Consider the following 13,833-nt stretch of genomic DNA (forward strand, 5'->3'; position numbering starts at 1 on the left):
TCCCGCTTTACTTACAAATAAGAAGGATGAATTTTAAGCGTACCGGTGGGCAATTTTACCGCACACAGCAGCGATAATCGCACCTAATAGGTCATCGATAAAAGTATTGACGTGGTTGGCATCGGTATCATATTTCTTGATAATGCCGGATTTGACCCGGTCAACATAACCAAAATTTGTAGCGCCAATAGTGCCGTAAATATTTGCAATTTGCAAGGCCAGGGCTTCATCCACGCCAAAAACACCGAGATCGTGGGTAATAATGGATTGCAACGGTTCTTGAATTAAACCGGCTTCCGTCAACCGGTCTAATTCTAACGCTACCATCGCGTTGTTTAACAATTCCCGCTTGTGCAAAACGGTCAGCAGTTCTTCATAACAATCCGCTACGGTCAGGTCCGGCAAAAATTCTTTTTGCAGTTCATAGGCGTCGTTGGCTAATTCGTAGAGGTCAACCCCCCGCTTGGCTAAGGCTGTAGTGACGAATTCAAAAGCTTTGGTATCTGGGTACTTGTAAGTTTTACTGTCCATACTTAACTCCTTTAACTAGTGAACCCCCACAACCGAAGCTGCAGGGGCCAATGCTACTTTACAAACATCTTAAATTCTAAAAACAGGTCGTTGTACTCTTGGTTTACTTTCTTCGGCAAGTCCCGGTAAACTTCCAGATGTTTCATCGTTTGCGCATCTGGATAGAAAGCTTGGTTGTGCGTGACGGCCTTTGGCAAGTACTTGCGCGCCGCTTGGTTGGGGGTCGCATAGCCAACGTAGTCTGCATTCTGGGCCGCATTCTTTGGTTCCAGCATAAAGTTCATGAAGGCGTACGCCCCTTTTAGATTCTTCGCTGATTTGGGGATGACAAAATTGTCAAACCAAATATTGGAACCTTCGGTCGGCACGACATAGTGCAAATGAGGATTGACGTCCATCATTTCAGCGGCATCCCCCGAGTAAGCAATCCCAATCGCCGCTTCGTCTTGCTTGAGATACATCTTCATTTCATCGGCCACCACGGCCCGGGTATTTTGGCTTAACCCTTGCAGTTTGCGTTCCGCGGCTTGGAGTTCCCCATAATTGGTGGTGTTGACGGAGTGGCCCTGAGTGATCAAGGCAATCGCCATCATATCCCGGGCACTGTCATAAACCATGACTTGATTGCGGTATTGTGGATCCCAAAGTTGCTCCCAGTGCTTTAGGGGGTGCGCAACCAATTTATCGTTATAGACAATGCCTAATGTCCCCCAGAAATACGGCACCGAATATTGGTTGCCAGGATCAAAACTTTGGTTTAAAAAGCGGGGCGCCAAGTACTTCAAATTCGGCAGTTGGCGGTGGTCCAATTTTCGCAGTAAATGCTCTTTTTGCATCCGTTGGACCGTGTATTCACTAGGCACCACTAAGTCATACCGGGTGCCCCCCTGCTGGATTTTTGTTAGCATGGCTTCATTGGAATCAAACGTTTCATAATCCACCTTGTAGCCGGTCTGCTTCTCAAATTTTTTAATTAAGTTGGGATCAATATAGTCCCCCCAGTTATAAATTACCAGGGTTTTGCTGCCGGTCGCCCCGGCACTTTGTTTGGCCATTAATTGGTGATTCCAAACCAACAGGCCCGCAATGACCAAGCCTAGGGTCACTAACGCCGCGACTAATTTTTTCATTTGACGACGCCCCCTTTTGAACTTGGCTTAACGGAAAAACGATAATAAACATAAACCAATAACAATGAAACCAAAAACATCACTGTTGATAAGGCGTTGATTTCCAAATCAATCCCCTGCCGCGCGCGGGAATAGATTTCCACGGACAAGGTGGAAAAGCCGTTCCCGGTAACAAAAAAGGTAACTGCAAAATCATCCAGCGAATAGGTCAACGCCATGAAAAAACCGGCCTTAATCCCATCCATAATGCCGGGGATCGTCACTTGAGAAAAGGCCTGCCAACGGGTGGCGCCCAGGTCATAGGCCGCGTCCGTCAAGGATTGGGGTAATTCTTTAACCTTGGGCAACACCATCAAAACCACGATGGGAATACAAAAGGCAATGTGGGATAACAACACCGACCAAAAGCCCAGTTTAATCCCCAGGAAGGTGAAGAAAATTAAGAAACTCGCCCCGATAATAACATCGGGTGACACCATCAAAATGTTGTTTAGAACCAAGACATTTTGCCGCAAAGCGCGCCGTTTAATGCGTTCAATCAATAAGGCGCCACTAGTGCCGATCGCCGTCGCCAAGGTGGCGGCCAATAAGGCAATAATGATGGTGTTTAAAACAATACTGATCATTCGCGTATCAGCAAAGAGGGCCTGATAGTGGGTCCAAGAGAAATGGCGGAACCCATCCATCGTATCCCCCGAGCTGAAGGAGTAGTAAATCAAGTAAAAAATTGGCAAATACATGACCAGCAAGATTACGGTCAAGTACAACTTGCTCAAGGCTGGGGTCTTTTTCACTTTGCCCGCCCTCCCTTCTTAGAATCATCGGTTAAGAGCATGACAATTAGCATGGCCACCACTAAGACCACCCCGATCGTCGACCCCATTCCCCAATTTTGGGTGGTTAAAAAGTGCTCTTCAATGGCCGTCCCCAGGGTAATGACCCGGTTTCCACCAATTAAGCGCGTAATCATAAAGAGGGACAGAGAAGGAATAAAGACGGCTTGGATGCCGGCAGCCACCCCGTTTTTAGTCAGCGGCCAAATCACCCGTCGGAAAGTCTGGAAGCGACTGGCGCCTAAATCCAAACTGGCATTAATCAGCGACGGCTTAATTGCCACAATGGCGTTGTAGATGGGCAGGATCATAAAGGGCAGTTCAATGTAAGCGGCCACCAAGATAAAACTGGCGTCCGTAAACAACAATTGATGGCTGCCCAATCCAATGAACCGCAGAAAAGTGTTGATCGACCCCTTTTCACCTAAAATGCCAATAAAAGCGTAGGTTTTCAATAGGAGGTTAATCCAGGTAGGCAAAATTACCAACGCCAACCAAAAGTCGCGACTCTTAAACTGAGCGATGATATAGGCGACTGGATAGGCAATGATTAAGGTCAGCCCGGTAATTAAAAACGCGTACCAAACCGAGTTAAAGGTCATTTTTAAGTAAACGCTGGATTGGGCAAAATCCAGGTAGTTTTGGACCGTAAATTGCCCGTGGAGATTTAAAAAGGATTGATAAAAGATCAAGACCAGGGGAGCAATCACAAAGAGGGCCAGCCAAAGGTAGTATGGCAAAGCAAAAAAGAGGTGCTTTTTTTCACTCATGCTTCCACCCCCTGGTAAGATTCCAACCGCGCGTCAAACTCGGCTTGGGTTTCATTCTTCCGCATCACGTGGATGTCTTCAGGATCAAAGGTAATCCCAATTTGTTTGCCGACGGTCGTTTTGTGAATCGAATTGATTTTCCATTCATGCCCATCCGTATCATGGACCATAATTTGATAATCAACCCCGCGGAAGAGTTGGGAATCAACCGTGGCGGTTAACTTGCCCTTTTCAACGGTCGTGATATCCAAATCCTCCGGACGTAAAACCACTTCAACTTGCTCGCCGGGGGTAATTCCCGCATCCACACAAATAAATTCTTTGCCGTTGATAGCCACCGCAAAGTCGCGCACCATGGTTGCGGGGATGATATTAGACTCACCAATAAAGTCAGCTACAAAGTGATTGAGCGGCTCATCATAGATATCAACCGGACTCCCCGATTGTTCAATCAGGCCCTCATTGATGATCATGATTTGATCACTCATGGCCAAGGCTTCTTCTTGATCGTGGGTCACGAAAATAAAGGTAATCCCCAATTGCCGTTGCAACTGGCGCAATTCGCTTTGCATTTCTTTGCGGAGCTTGTGGTCCAAAGCCGAAAGAGCTTCGTCTAGCAACAAAACTTTTGGCCGGTTGACAATCGCCCGGGCAATCGCCACTCGTTGCTTTTGCCCTCCGGATAATTCATCCAGTTCACGGTGGGCATAGCCAGCAAGGTGGACCAATGCTAAGGCTTCTTGGACCCGGAGTTGAATTTCTTTTTTCTTCATGCGCTTGAGCCGTAAGCCAAAGGCGATGTTTTCAAACACGTTTAAATTGGGGAACAGTGCGTAATCCTGAAAGACCGTGTTGACTTGGCGCTGGTTGGCCGGTAATTGATTGATTTGTTTGCCAGCGAAATAGATTGACCCGCCATTGGGGTAATCAAAGCCCGCAATCAACCGTAAAATGGTGGTTTTTCCCGACCCGGAAGGGCCTAGAATGGTATAAAACTTGCCTTCCTCAATTTCAAAATTGATATCTTTTAAGATCACGTTGTCCCCGAACTGCTTTTTAACCCCTTCAAACTTAAGAATCGCCAATCGTATCACTCTCCTTTGCAAACATTGTTCAAATCAATTTTAGTATAACAATTTTTCCCCTTGGTCCCCACTAAAGTGGTGTTTCAGGCGCCTGGTCCACCGCTTGCAACAACTGGGCCAATTGGGCGCGCTGGGCCGCGGTGAGGTTAGTCAACGCCCCAGCCAAAACATCCGTGTGATTTTTTAACATAAACGCTAATAAATCTTGGATTTGGCGTTGACTGCTGGTCAAAGCAAAGTCACTGTCACCGCTTTCGACTGCCAATTGGCGTTCCGCTTTGATTAAGGCTTCGCTAAACAAGCGCATATCCGCCTTTTCGTTGTGCCACAAGACCGCGCTGGCAAAGCGGCCAAACTGTTTGACGGCTTCTAAGGCGAGCTTAACTTCTTGCTCATCATTGGCATACGGTCCGTTAAGCAAGAAATCAGCCGGCATGGTTAAATCGCTGACTGGCGTTAAAGGATGGATCGCCAACAAATAATCATTGACGTAGTTATTAATAACCCCGACTAAAGCGTATGCCGGATCGGAATCCAAGCCGACTTGAGTTTCTAAATAGGCTTGAAAGGCCTTCAACATGAGCTCATTATCACTTCTTAACTGAGCAACGATCTTGGCAAAGGCAGGCTCACCAGCCGTTAACAAGCGGTACTGATCATAGCGTGCGTACGCTTGCCGCAAAGCCGTTGAATCTTCTTTCAGGCTGGCCGGCAAGATAAATTCCGTCATTACCGCATCTGAAAGGTCCATTAAAGGATTGCCCTGGGTGGGCGTCGTTACTTGCTGGGCCAGTTCGACCGAGCATTGACTTAGATTTTCAATCAAGTTTTCTTGTTCGTCTTCATCCAGTAAGCCGCCGTCGAAATCAGCAATCATCGCTTGATACTCCCGCGTAATGCGTTCAAGACGAAAATCGTCAGTAATTTCAGGTGCCCCTTGAATAGTTGCGACCACTTCATTGGTGTAATGATGAATCTTGGTGGTGGCGAATTGAAAACCACCTAAAACCATTTGCAAGACGTGGGCAAACACCACCGGCGGCGCCACCCGTAAGTAGGTTGGCCCGGGAATTAAAATGGGCATCAACGAACGTTCATTAATGAACAACAACATTTCAATTTCCCCGAGGCGCGCCGGTTTGACATACCAATTTAACGCTGCCTGAGTGGGATGATTCCCAGTTGGTTTTGTGAGGGTAAATGCATTTTGATAGCTCTGACAGATCCTGAGCATTCACCATCCCCCCTTCCTTTATCTCAACTTACTAACTCTATCACACTTTCCCTATCAACGGGGGAATTCCCCTAAAAATCTGTTAGTAAAAATAAACCGCCGGGGATTTTTTCGCCCCCAGCGGTTTATTTGTTCAATTGGTTTGCTAGGCTCAATTGAATCAACTGTTTAGCCGCAGCGGCCACCGATTGGTCAGTTGCGGCCGCATAGCTTTTCAGCGCGGCGTATGTTTGCAAATCGGTCGGGCCCCGCCAGATGATTCCGGTTACTTGGCCAGGTTCTTTGTGGACTGATGCTTGGGTCATTTTTAACCGTTTCCTTTCCCCCACAGGACTTGGCAAATTTGCCGCAAAATCGTGGGCTTTTGGTGTAACTGAAGATGATTAGTCGCTGGAAAAATGCGTTGGTGGTAATGAACGTGCTTGTTTTTAATCAAGGAACGCAACATCTCTGATTGCACAATTGGGACCTCGCCGTCCGTGCCAGGTTGGGTTTGCCCCATCCAATTATAAAGGTAATCATCACTCCCTAAATGGGCGGATTGAATCTGGTGGGTCAACTTTAAAAATTCTGGATCCACCGACCGTTTAAAAAGCGTTTGGGTGTACTTCGTTTTTGCCCCAAAGCTTTCATCAGTGGGCACGCCCAGCAAGATGACCCGGTGAAAATTAAGCTGGCGTTGCAGCTGGGGATTGGCAATGTACGCATGCAACCACTCAGTACCGCCATACGAGTGGGCCACCACGTTTAGATCATGAACCTGATAATCACGCGCCAACAGCAACAAGACCCGGGTCAGTTGTTTAACCTGTCCTTGGTAAGTGGGAGTGTAATTCCACGTATACAATAATTGGATCAGCGGATTTTTAACCCCTTGGACGTGCCCCTTCACCGTTACTTTACCACTGGGAGCGACCCAGATCGTCATGGTGGCGCGCAGCGTAATCGATGAAGCGTTGGTAAGTCCAGGTATTGCCACCCCACCCGGGAATCAGCAAGGTCGGCACCTTTGTGGTTTGGACTGTGGGGGCAAACGTGGTGACGTTTGTAAACCGGCTGCCCCGCAACAAATAAGCTTGCACTGCCAAAGCGATCACTAAGATACTGATCCCGACCCGCCGGGCCATTTTTAACCATTGTCGTTGCATAATCTCGCTTCCTTAACGAGCGGGCTGGGGTGACTAACCAAATAAGCGCGCCCAAAAACCTTTTTTCTTTTTCTTTTCGGTTGGCGCCGGGGTTGCTGGTGTCGCTGGGGTGGGTTCTGCCGCCGGCTTAAGGTGTGGATCATCAATCCCAATCCACTTATAAAACGCCGGGGACTTAATTTCAACAAATTTGCCAGTTTTTCCGTTGATGCCATCAACACAAAGCTCGACCGGCAAGGCATTTCGGTATTCTTCAACGGCATCGTTGCTAAAGCCGTTAAAGCTGTTTAACTTGGTAATATCAAAAATCAAACTATTCTTTTCGGCCCGGAAGCGGAATTCTTCTTCCTTGGCCAAGTACAGTTTGGCCCATTTGGCGCGGGTGTTTTCGCCAAAGTCATCGCACAAGCCGTCCGCAAAGTAAGCCGGTAGCGGCAAATCCGCTAACTTATAGTAATCTCGGAACAGCTTTCGCGTCATTGCTAGGAAGTCTAGTTGTCCAGTTTTGGCATCAAACATTCGCCATGGCGTCCCATCATCTTCTAGTAGGCTGGCCATCCGGACCACGAAGTCTTTAAACAAAACGTTATCCAGATCTTGACGGACCCCAAAAATGTATTTAGCGGCCGCCGCTTTCTTTTCCCCGTCAATGACCTTATCCAATTGCAAATAGTAGGTCCGCCGGGCCGTTTCCCGTTGCATGGTAAAGCCCGAATTGTAGTTGGTAGTCCCAATCAGGGGCGCCACGGGTTTAGGACTGTTTACCAATTGATTCATCGTGTCCACGATCAGCCGCCGACTGTACTGGTGTTGTTGGAAGAAGTAGGGTTCAATTTCATCGATTAGCACCGGATAGGTACTGCCCTGTTTCATGTAACTTTCCAAGGCCTGGACGGTTTTGGCCTTGCGTTGGTTAGCGTTCATTGGGTAAATGGTCCCAAAGTCGATCATCGACTTATCGGTCCCCCAGGTTAATTGATTAATGATCCGGAGTAACGTTGACTTGCCGGAGCCAGCACTGGCCCCCAGAATCAGGAAATTGGGGATGTCATTACCATCCTCAGGGTTCAAACTGGCCTTTTCCCGAATCTCCCACAAAAATGGCGCCGTAAACGCATACAGGATTGCTTCATAGAAGCGTTTACCGTATTCCGGCGTATAGTCAACCACAAATTGAGCGTAGCCTTCCATTACGGCTTCGATTTGCTGCAGGCTGTGCTTGATTTGAGCAATCGTTGCCAACTGGCCAAACGGAATCGGATAACTACCCGTATCATTGGGGGTATATAATCCCGTATGGTTATGGGTAATGTTGCGTTCCAAGGGCCGATCATATAAGAAAGTGGTGTATTTCTTCTCGACGGCCAAGTCTTGGGGCGACACGGCTGCTTTCATTTCATCTTGGATCTGCTTGGCGATTTGGGCACGCTCCTTGATCTTAGGCCGCGCTGCCCGGGGTGAAACGGCTTGCTTTTGCAGTTTCAAGACGATATCGCGTTGCTTAATGGCTTGCTCAGCCTGTTCTTGGTCCCGCGACCGATTCAAGGTGACGTTCCGCATACCCAGGGTGGTATCAGCCCGTAGTAATTGCCGGTCCAATTGGTGTTGTAAATCAGTGACCAATAAATCAGTCATTTCTTTTTCAACCAGCTGATCAGTCGCCTCATTGGCCAAAATGATCACACTATCTTGCTTAGCATCCGGATCCGCTTGCTTGCGTTCCTTCAGCTGATTTTCAGCCATGGTCAGGAGGTGATTGGAGAAATAAGAAACCAGAACTGGGCGCAAGTCCAACTTAAAGTGTTGCAATAAGTTGTCATACAGGGGATCGTTGTCAAACACCAGAATTTCTTCAAACCGGTTGTAATTGGGGTCAAAAGACGGCTCCGTTAAATCAATCGATCCTAAGACCACCCGGGTTTGGCCGGTTTGCGGATTGGCCAGGAGGTAAAAACGGGAGTGCACCGCTTGGGCGGGCGCCATTTCCACTTTTAATACTCCCGCCAAGGCCATCACCTGTAATTGACTGGACAGTTGTAAAAATAGGCGGGTCGCCTCTTTATTGGCCACCGCAAGCATTGCCGTAGCCAAGGCATCCTTGGTAATGGTTTCCATTGAAGTATAGTGATGCGGCGATGAAGGTGACCCTAAGGCAATTTCCAGCTGCACAAACTCATTTAAATAGCGATTTAAAAACGCCGCACTCAACTGCCCCGTCACAGCCGTTAGTTGCGGGTAAGTCTGCGCATCAAAGATCTCGGAAATACTCATTGTTTGATTTTGGTGGTTATGTACCACGTGAATCCGTTTGTTTGCGGATGAAGTTTCAATTTCGGTTGCCATCACAACGCCGCTCCAATCATGATTTTTTACGTAAGCTATTACTTTAACTTTACTACATTTACCGGCGGGGCTCAACGTTTCGCCGCTGATGGCGGAGGTAAAAGAAAAAAGCGTGACCAAAAAGTCACGCCCGTAAAAGATTAATCCGACTGGTTTGCTAAACTGACTGCCCCAGTTGCGTAATTGATGCGAATGTTGCGTTGCACGTTCGGGACGAAAACATTAAATTGCAGGCTGCCGTCCTTACTTTTGGCTTCTAAATGCGCGCCCGCGGGTACTTTATTATTGCCATCATAGATATTCGTTACCCGGTAACGGACTTGTTTGCCCCGGTCCAGCGCTTGGCGAACCAATCCTTCGTAGTAGTTTTGCCCCGTGGCCGTTTGACTGCGGGCTTCATTGGCCCACGCCGTTTGGGTCGCAATATTTTTTGGATTGGCCTCCGAGGCATCGAAACCGCGGAGCCCCCCGACCAAGGCATACCCCAAGAGGTGGCCCCGATCATAAGCATGGCTGGGCCCATTGGTTAAATGGGTCGCCTGTAAGAAGCCAGCGGGCTTCCAATCGGTAGCGCCATTGCCAGTGTCACTGCGGTTCCGGTACTGCCGCGTGGTTTTGTTAAGCCACGCGTCTCCCTGCCAAGCACGACCAAGTTGGTCTAAGCGATTCACGGCGTAGGGTGCACTGGTAATGTTAGCCTTCAGTTTGGTTTGGTTATTATTGACAATAAACGCCCCATGGCCGTTCCAAGTTAATTCACCGCCCACTTGCTGCCGGACGGTTGGCGTTAAGACCGAACTAGCCAAGGTCTGGTTCGGCGGCGTCATCGAATTGCTGGTGGTTTGACTCGAACGTTGGTGCCAGCCCGTCGAAAAATTATTGATCAGCGCGGTTAGTCTATTCGAACTAGCCTGGGTTGTCGACTGGTTGCTGGTTGCCGCGTGATCTGTTGGCTGTTCAAACGCGGCCGCCACCGCGAACAAAATTGCGAAGACCGCGAGCCAATGCCAAAATTTGCGGAATTTTCGTTTCATGTACTTTCTCCTTTTGCCTTTCTTATTAACATTTTATCATAGCTAGGGGCCTTTGGAACGTTCATTCGCAAAAGAAAAAAGTGCCTTCCACTGGGGAACGACACTTTAAAAAATATTAAGCTTGGGCCTTGTGATTATGGCGTGCGAAGAACAAGGCGATAATCACGGCTAAGAAGATTACCCCGACCGAAACGGAAACGCGGGTATCCGGATTGATAAACATAAAGAGCACAATCACGGTTAAGGCCAACAAGGCAAAGTAATTGTAGTACGGGAACAGCGGAACTTTGAAGGGGTGGTCGACCAAATCCTGCGGGTTTTGCTGGCGGTATTTTAATTCTGCCAATAAGATTACAAACCACGGCACCATCCCGGGCAAGACACTGGATGAGTAAACAATTACGAACAGGTTGGAAGAAGCCGAGTTAATTGAAGTTAAGACAAAGTTGACTACAAAGCCCACGAAGATCCAGAACGAAATCGTTAAGATCGCGACGTTTGGCACCACCCGTTTCGACAACTTGCTGAAGAAGGCCGGCACTTCTTTGTCAACGGAGAGCTTAAACAGCATCCGGCTGGCGGAGTAAATCCCCGAGTTTGCCCCGGATAAGGCGGCCGTCAATACGACGAAGTTAATGATCCCAGCGGCCCCCGTAATCCCAACCTTCGTAAAGGTTTCTACGAATGGTGAGCCAACGGCCGTTAATTGATTCCATGGGTAGATCGAAACAATTACAAAGATCGCGCCAATGTAGAAGATCAAAATCCGCCACAACACGGACTTAACCGATTTAACAATGGCATGGCGGGGTGAAGCTGATTCACCGGCCGTAATCCCCAGCAGTTCAACCCCTTGATACGAACCCGCAATCACGGCCATGGCAAAGACAAAGCCCTTTAAGCCATTCGGGAAGAAGCCTCCATGCGTCCAAAGATTACTAATACCAACGGGGTGCCAATGGTTACCCAACCCGACGGTGATCACTAACAAACCAACAATGATCATGAAGATGATCGTGACCACCTTGATCATGGCAAACCAGAATTCCAAGCGGCCGTACGTTTTGGCTGAGGCAAGGTTAGCCAAGGTCAAAATGACAATCATCACAATTCCGGAGATCCAATCCGGTAAATTCGGCCACCAATAATTAAGGTACTGACTCATTGCAATAATGTCAGAAATCCCCACAATGATAAATTGGAAAATATTGCTCCACTTGACCACGTAACCTGCCACCGGGTGAATATACTCAGCCCCGTAATCGGCAAACGAACCCGTTCCCGGCTTCAGGTAAACCAGCTCCCCTAAGGCCCGCATCACACCATATAAGACCATGCCGACAAAGGCGTAGGCCAGCAGTACCGATGGACCGGCCCATTTGATCGTGGACGTGGCCCCCATGAACAACCCGGACCCAATCGTCCCCCCGATCGCAATCATTTCCATTTGCCCAGGCGTCATGGAACGCTTAAGCTGTTTTCCTTGCTTATCCATCAAAATCCCCTCGTTTCTTCTCTTGACGCTAAAAAGCCAGATCTTCCACCTCTTTGAAAACAATCGGCTGAAAGATCTGGCTTGGTTTGATTAACGCTATTTAATCCACCGCAAAATCCCTCAACCCACAAGTGTTGTTGTGGTTGAGGTGGAAGTAGTTTGGCTCGCAACAAATAAACTGACGTGACGTGACATGGCTACTTCCTCCTTTGGTGGTAATTTACGATTATTAGGATACCATTAGAAAGAACTCTTGACAAGTAAAAATGATAACTTTCTCAGAATTCCGTTTTTCGTTACATTGAATGCAACACCCGCTCGATATCATCAACAATTTGTTCCGGCGTCAAGTGGTACCATTCGGCCAACACTTCCGTAGGCACATTATCCGCAAATTCACGGGGCGCGCCGAAGTTAAGGGTTTTAATATTGGTAGCCCCGAAGTAGCGGGCAATCATTTCGCCAAAGCCACCGCTTAAGTTGCCATCCTCCAAGGTGACCACTAAGTCGTGTTGTTCTTGCAAATAATGCAGGTCTTCACGGTCAATATTGGTTAATGATTTTGGATTGATCAGACTGGCATCAATGTTTAACTTGCGCTTTAATTGTGCCACAACTTCTTCACCCAGCGTCCAGAAATCACCCACGGCCATGACCGCGACTTCGCTGCCCTGGTGGGCAATTTCGTAATCAATGTTGCTGTAATCGGTTTGCGTCGCCGGACGGTGTAAGACCGCTTTTTCCGGTTGGCGGATGACAACGGGAACTTCGGTTTGCGCAATCGCCCACCGCAACATCGAGAGCATTTCTTCTACGCTGGTCGGGGCCAAGTACTCAATGTTTGGCAGACTGCTAAGGTAAGAAATGTCAAAGCTGCCTTGGTGCGTTGCAGAGCCGGCACTAATCGTTCCCCCCCGCACAATCATAACCACGGGGACACTGTTTAAAGCCATGTCGTGCACCAATTGGTCGTATGCCCGCTGCAGGAAGGTACTGCTTTCAAACACGACTGGCCGAATCCCCGCTTGGGCCATTGCCACCGCTGAGGTCACCGACATTTGCTCGGCAATCCCGACGTCAAAATAATGGGTCGGGTATTGCTTTTCAAACCGGTGAAGGTCAAAGGCGCCCGGGATCCCCGCCGTAATGGCCGCAATTGGGACCCCCGCTTCGACTTGCTTGAGTAATTCGTCAATAATCGCTGCAGAATAGGATTCTTGCGGTGCGGCTTGCCGATCTTCCCCACTGGTCAGATCAAACGGGGCGCGCCAGTGATAACGTTCGGGTGCTGCTTCAGCGGGGGCATAGCCAGCCCCTTTTTGGGTGACCACGTGCAAGACAATCGGGTGGTCAATGTCTTTAACGGCCCGGAAAGTTTCAATCATGGTGGCCAAGTCATTTCCGTCAGCCACGTAGCGGTAGTCTAGCCCCATAAATTTAAATAAGTTATTGGCACTTTGCCCGGCTGTTTTCCGCAACTCAGCCAACCCTTCGTACAGGCCCCCTTGGTTGGGGGCAATGGAATTCTGGTTGTCATTGACAACGATAATCAAGTTGGAATGGAGTTTAGCGGCGTTATTAAGGCCTTCAAAGGCCAGGCCCCCACTTAAGGAACCATCGCCAATCACGGCCACCAGATTTTCCTGTTTGCCCCGCATATCCCGGGCCTGGGCCATTCCGACGGCTAACGCCACTGACGTCGAAGTGTGGCCAATTTCAAAGAAGTCATGGTCACTTTCTTCTGGTGCGGTAAAGCCGGTCACATCGCCGTAATGGTCAGGATCCAAGAAACCTAATTTCCGCCCCGTCAACATCTTGTGGGGGTAAGACTGATGGGAGACATCCCAAATTACTTTATCGTGGGGGGAATCAAACACGTAGTGAAAAGCCAGGGTGACTTCCATAATGCCCAGATTTGGCCCTACGTGACCACCAATTGCACTGTCCCGCTCCAAGACCAATTGGCGCATTTCCGTGGCCAGTTGTTGCAGCTGCGTTAAGTTTAGCTGCTTTAAATCTTGCGGTTCATTGATGTCATTTAATAAATAATCCGGGTGCAGATTCATATCGTCGTCTCCTTTATTTCCCTCCCCAGCAAATTAAAGACTGGGCAGTCAATTCTCAAACGAAACTTCATTAAAATCATTTTACAGCAATTTACGGATGAATGCGAAATCATTTTCCACGTGTGCTACACTGACTATAAATTGATCGAAAGAAGGACGTCTAA

General features: G+C 48.4%; 13 protein-coding genes. All 13 read right to left on the reverse strand.

The window, feature by feature from the left end:
- Window positions 1–33 precede the first annotated feature (33 nt).
- The 13 genes from BN54_RS02220 to BN54_RS02275 all read right to left on the reverse strand — a co-directional run bounded on the left by BN54_RS02220 (window position 34) and on the right by BN54_RS02275 (window position 13,669).
- Window positions 34–531 carry a phosphatidylglycerophosphatase A family protein gene (locus BN54_RS02220; RefSeq protein ID WP_019205504.1) on the reverse strand — a complete coding sequence of 166 codons (498 nt, stop codon included), beginning with the start codon at window positions 529–531 and terminating at the stop codon, window positions 34–36.
- Window positions 532–584: 53 nt separating this feature from the next.
- Window positions 585–1,661 (reverse strand): ABC transporter substrate-binding protein, encoded by a 1,077-nt coding sequence (locus tag BN54_RS02225; RefSeq protein ID WP_019205505.1) that lies wholly within the window; start codon window positions 1,659–1,661, stop codon window positions 585–587.
- On the reverse strand, window positions 1,658–2,401 hold the full coding sequence (locus tag BN54_RS02230; protein WP_051014605.1) for an ABC transporter permease: 744 nt from the start codon (window positions 2,399–2,401) through the stop codon (window positions 1,658–1,660). Before BN54_RS02230 ends, BN54_RS02225 begins: the two co-directional genes overlap by 4 nt.
- Before the next feature lie 50 nt (window positions 2,402–2,451).
- Window positions 2,452–3,264 carry an ABC transporter permease gene (locus BN54_RS02235; RefSeq protein WP_019205507.1) on the reverse strand — a complete coding sequence of 271 codons (813 nt, stop codon included), beginning with the start codon at window positions 3,262–3,264 and terminating at the stop codon, window positions 2,452–2,454.
- The gene (locus BN54_RS02240) at window positions 3,261–4,355 is read right to left on the reverse strand and encodes an ABC transporter ATP-binding protein (protein ID WP_040469854.1); all 1,095 of its coding nucleotides are present in this window, start codon (window positions 4,353–4,355) and stop codon (window positions 3,261–3,263) included. Before BN54_RS02240 ends, BN54_RS02235 begins: the two co-directional genes overlap by 4 nt.
- Before the next feature lie 64 nt (window positions 4,356–4,419).
- Window positions 4,420–5,583 carry a hypothetical protein gene (locus BN54_RS02245; RefSeq protein WP_019205509.1) on the reverse strand — a complete coding sequence of 388 codons (1,164 nt, stop codon included), beginning with the start codon at window positions 5,581–5,583 and terminating at the stop codon, window positions 4,420–4,422.
- Window positions 5,584–5,708: 125 nt separating this feature from the next.
- Window positions 5,709–5,888, reverse strand: a complete 180-nt coding sequence (locus BN54_RS02250; RefSeq protein ID WP_019205510.1) for a hypothetical protein — start codon at window positions 5,886–5,888, stop codon at window positions 5,709–5,711.
- A gap of 2 nt (window positions 5,889–5,890) precedes the next feature.
- A complete protein-coding gene (locus BN54_RS02255) occupies window positions 5,891–6,511 on the reverse strand; it encodes an alpha/beta hydrolase (protein WP_235720469.1) in 621 nt (206 codons plus the stop codon).
- Window positions 6,483–6,731, reverse strand: coding sequence for a hypothetical protein (locus tag BN54_RS10400; RefSeq protein WP_235720470.1), 249 nt, complete (start codon window positions 6,729–6,731; stop codon window positions 6,483–6,485). Before BN54_RS10400 ends, BN54_RS02255 begins: the two co-directional genes overlap by 29 nt.
- A 33-nt stretch (window positions 6,732–6,764) precedes the next feature.
- Complete coding sequence (locus BN54_RS02260) at window positions 6,765–9,074, reverse strand: Aq_aa27 family P-loop NTPase (RefSeq protein ID WP_019205511.1); 2,310 nt, start codon at window positions 9,072–9,074, stop codon at window positions 6,765–6,767.
- 140 nt (window positions 9,075–9,214) lie between these two features.
- A complete protein-coding gene (locus BN54_RS02265) occupies window positions 9,215–10,108 on the reverse strand; it encodes a DNA/RNA non-specific endonuclease (RefSeq protein ID WP_019205512.1) in 894 nt (297 codons plus the stop codon).
- 115 nt (window positions 10,109–10,223) lie between these two features.
- Window positions 10,224–11,603 (reverse strand): amino acid permease, encoded by a 1,380-nt coding sequence (locus tag BN54_RS02270; protein WP_019205513.1) that lies wholly within the window; start codon window positions 11,601–11,603, stop codon window positions 10,224–10,226.
- A 296-nt stretch (window positions 11,604–11,899) separates the two neighbouring features.
- Window positions 11,900–13,669: a 1-deoxy-D-xylulose-5-phosphate synthase gene (locus tag BN54_RS02275; protein WP_019205514.1), complete on the reverse strand. Its 1,770-nt coding sequence runs from the start codon at window positions 13,667–13,669 to the stop codon at window positions 11,900–11,902.
- Between the last annotated feature and the right edge of the window lie 164 nt (window positions 13,670–13,833).

The sequence above is a fragment of the Limosilactobacillus ingluviei str. Autruche 4 genome (genome assembly GCF_000312405.1).
Lineage (GTDB): Bacteria > Bacillota > Bacilli > Lactobacillales > Lactobacillaceae > Limosilactobacillus > Limosilactobacillus ingluviei.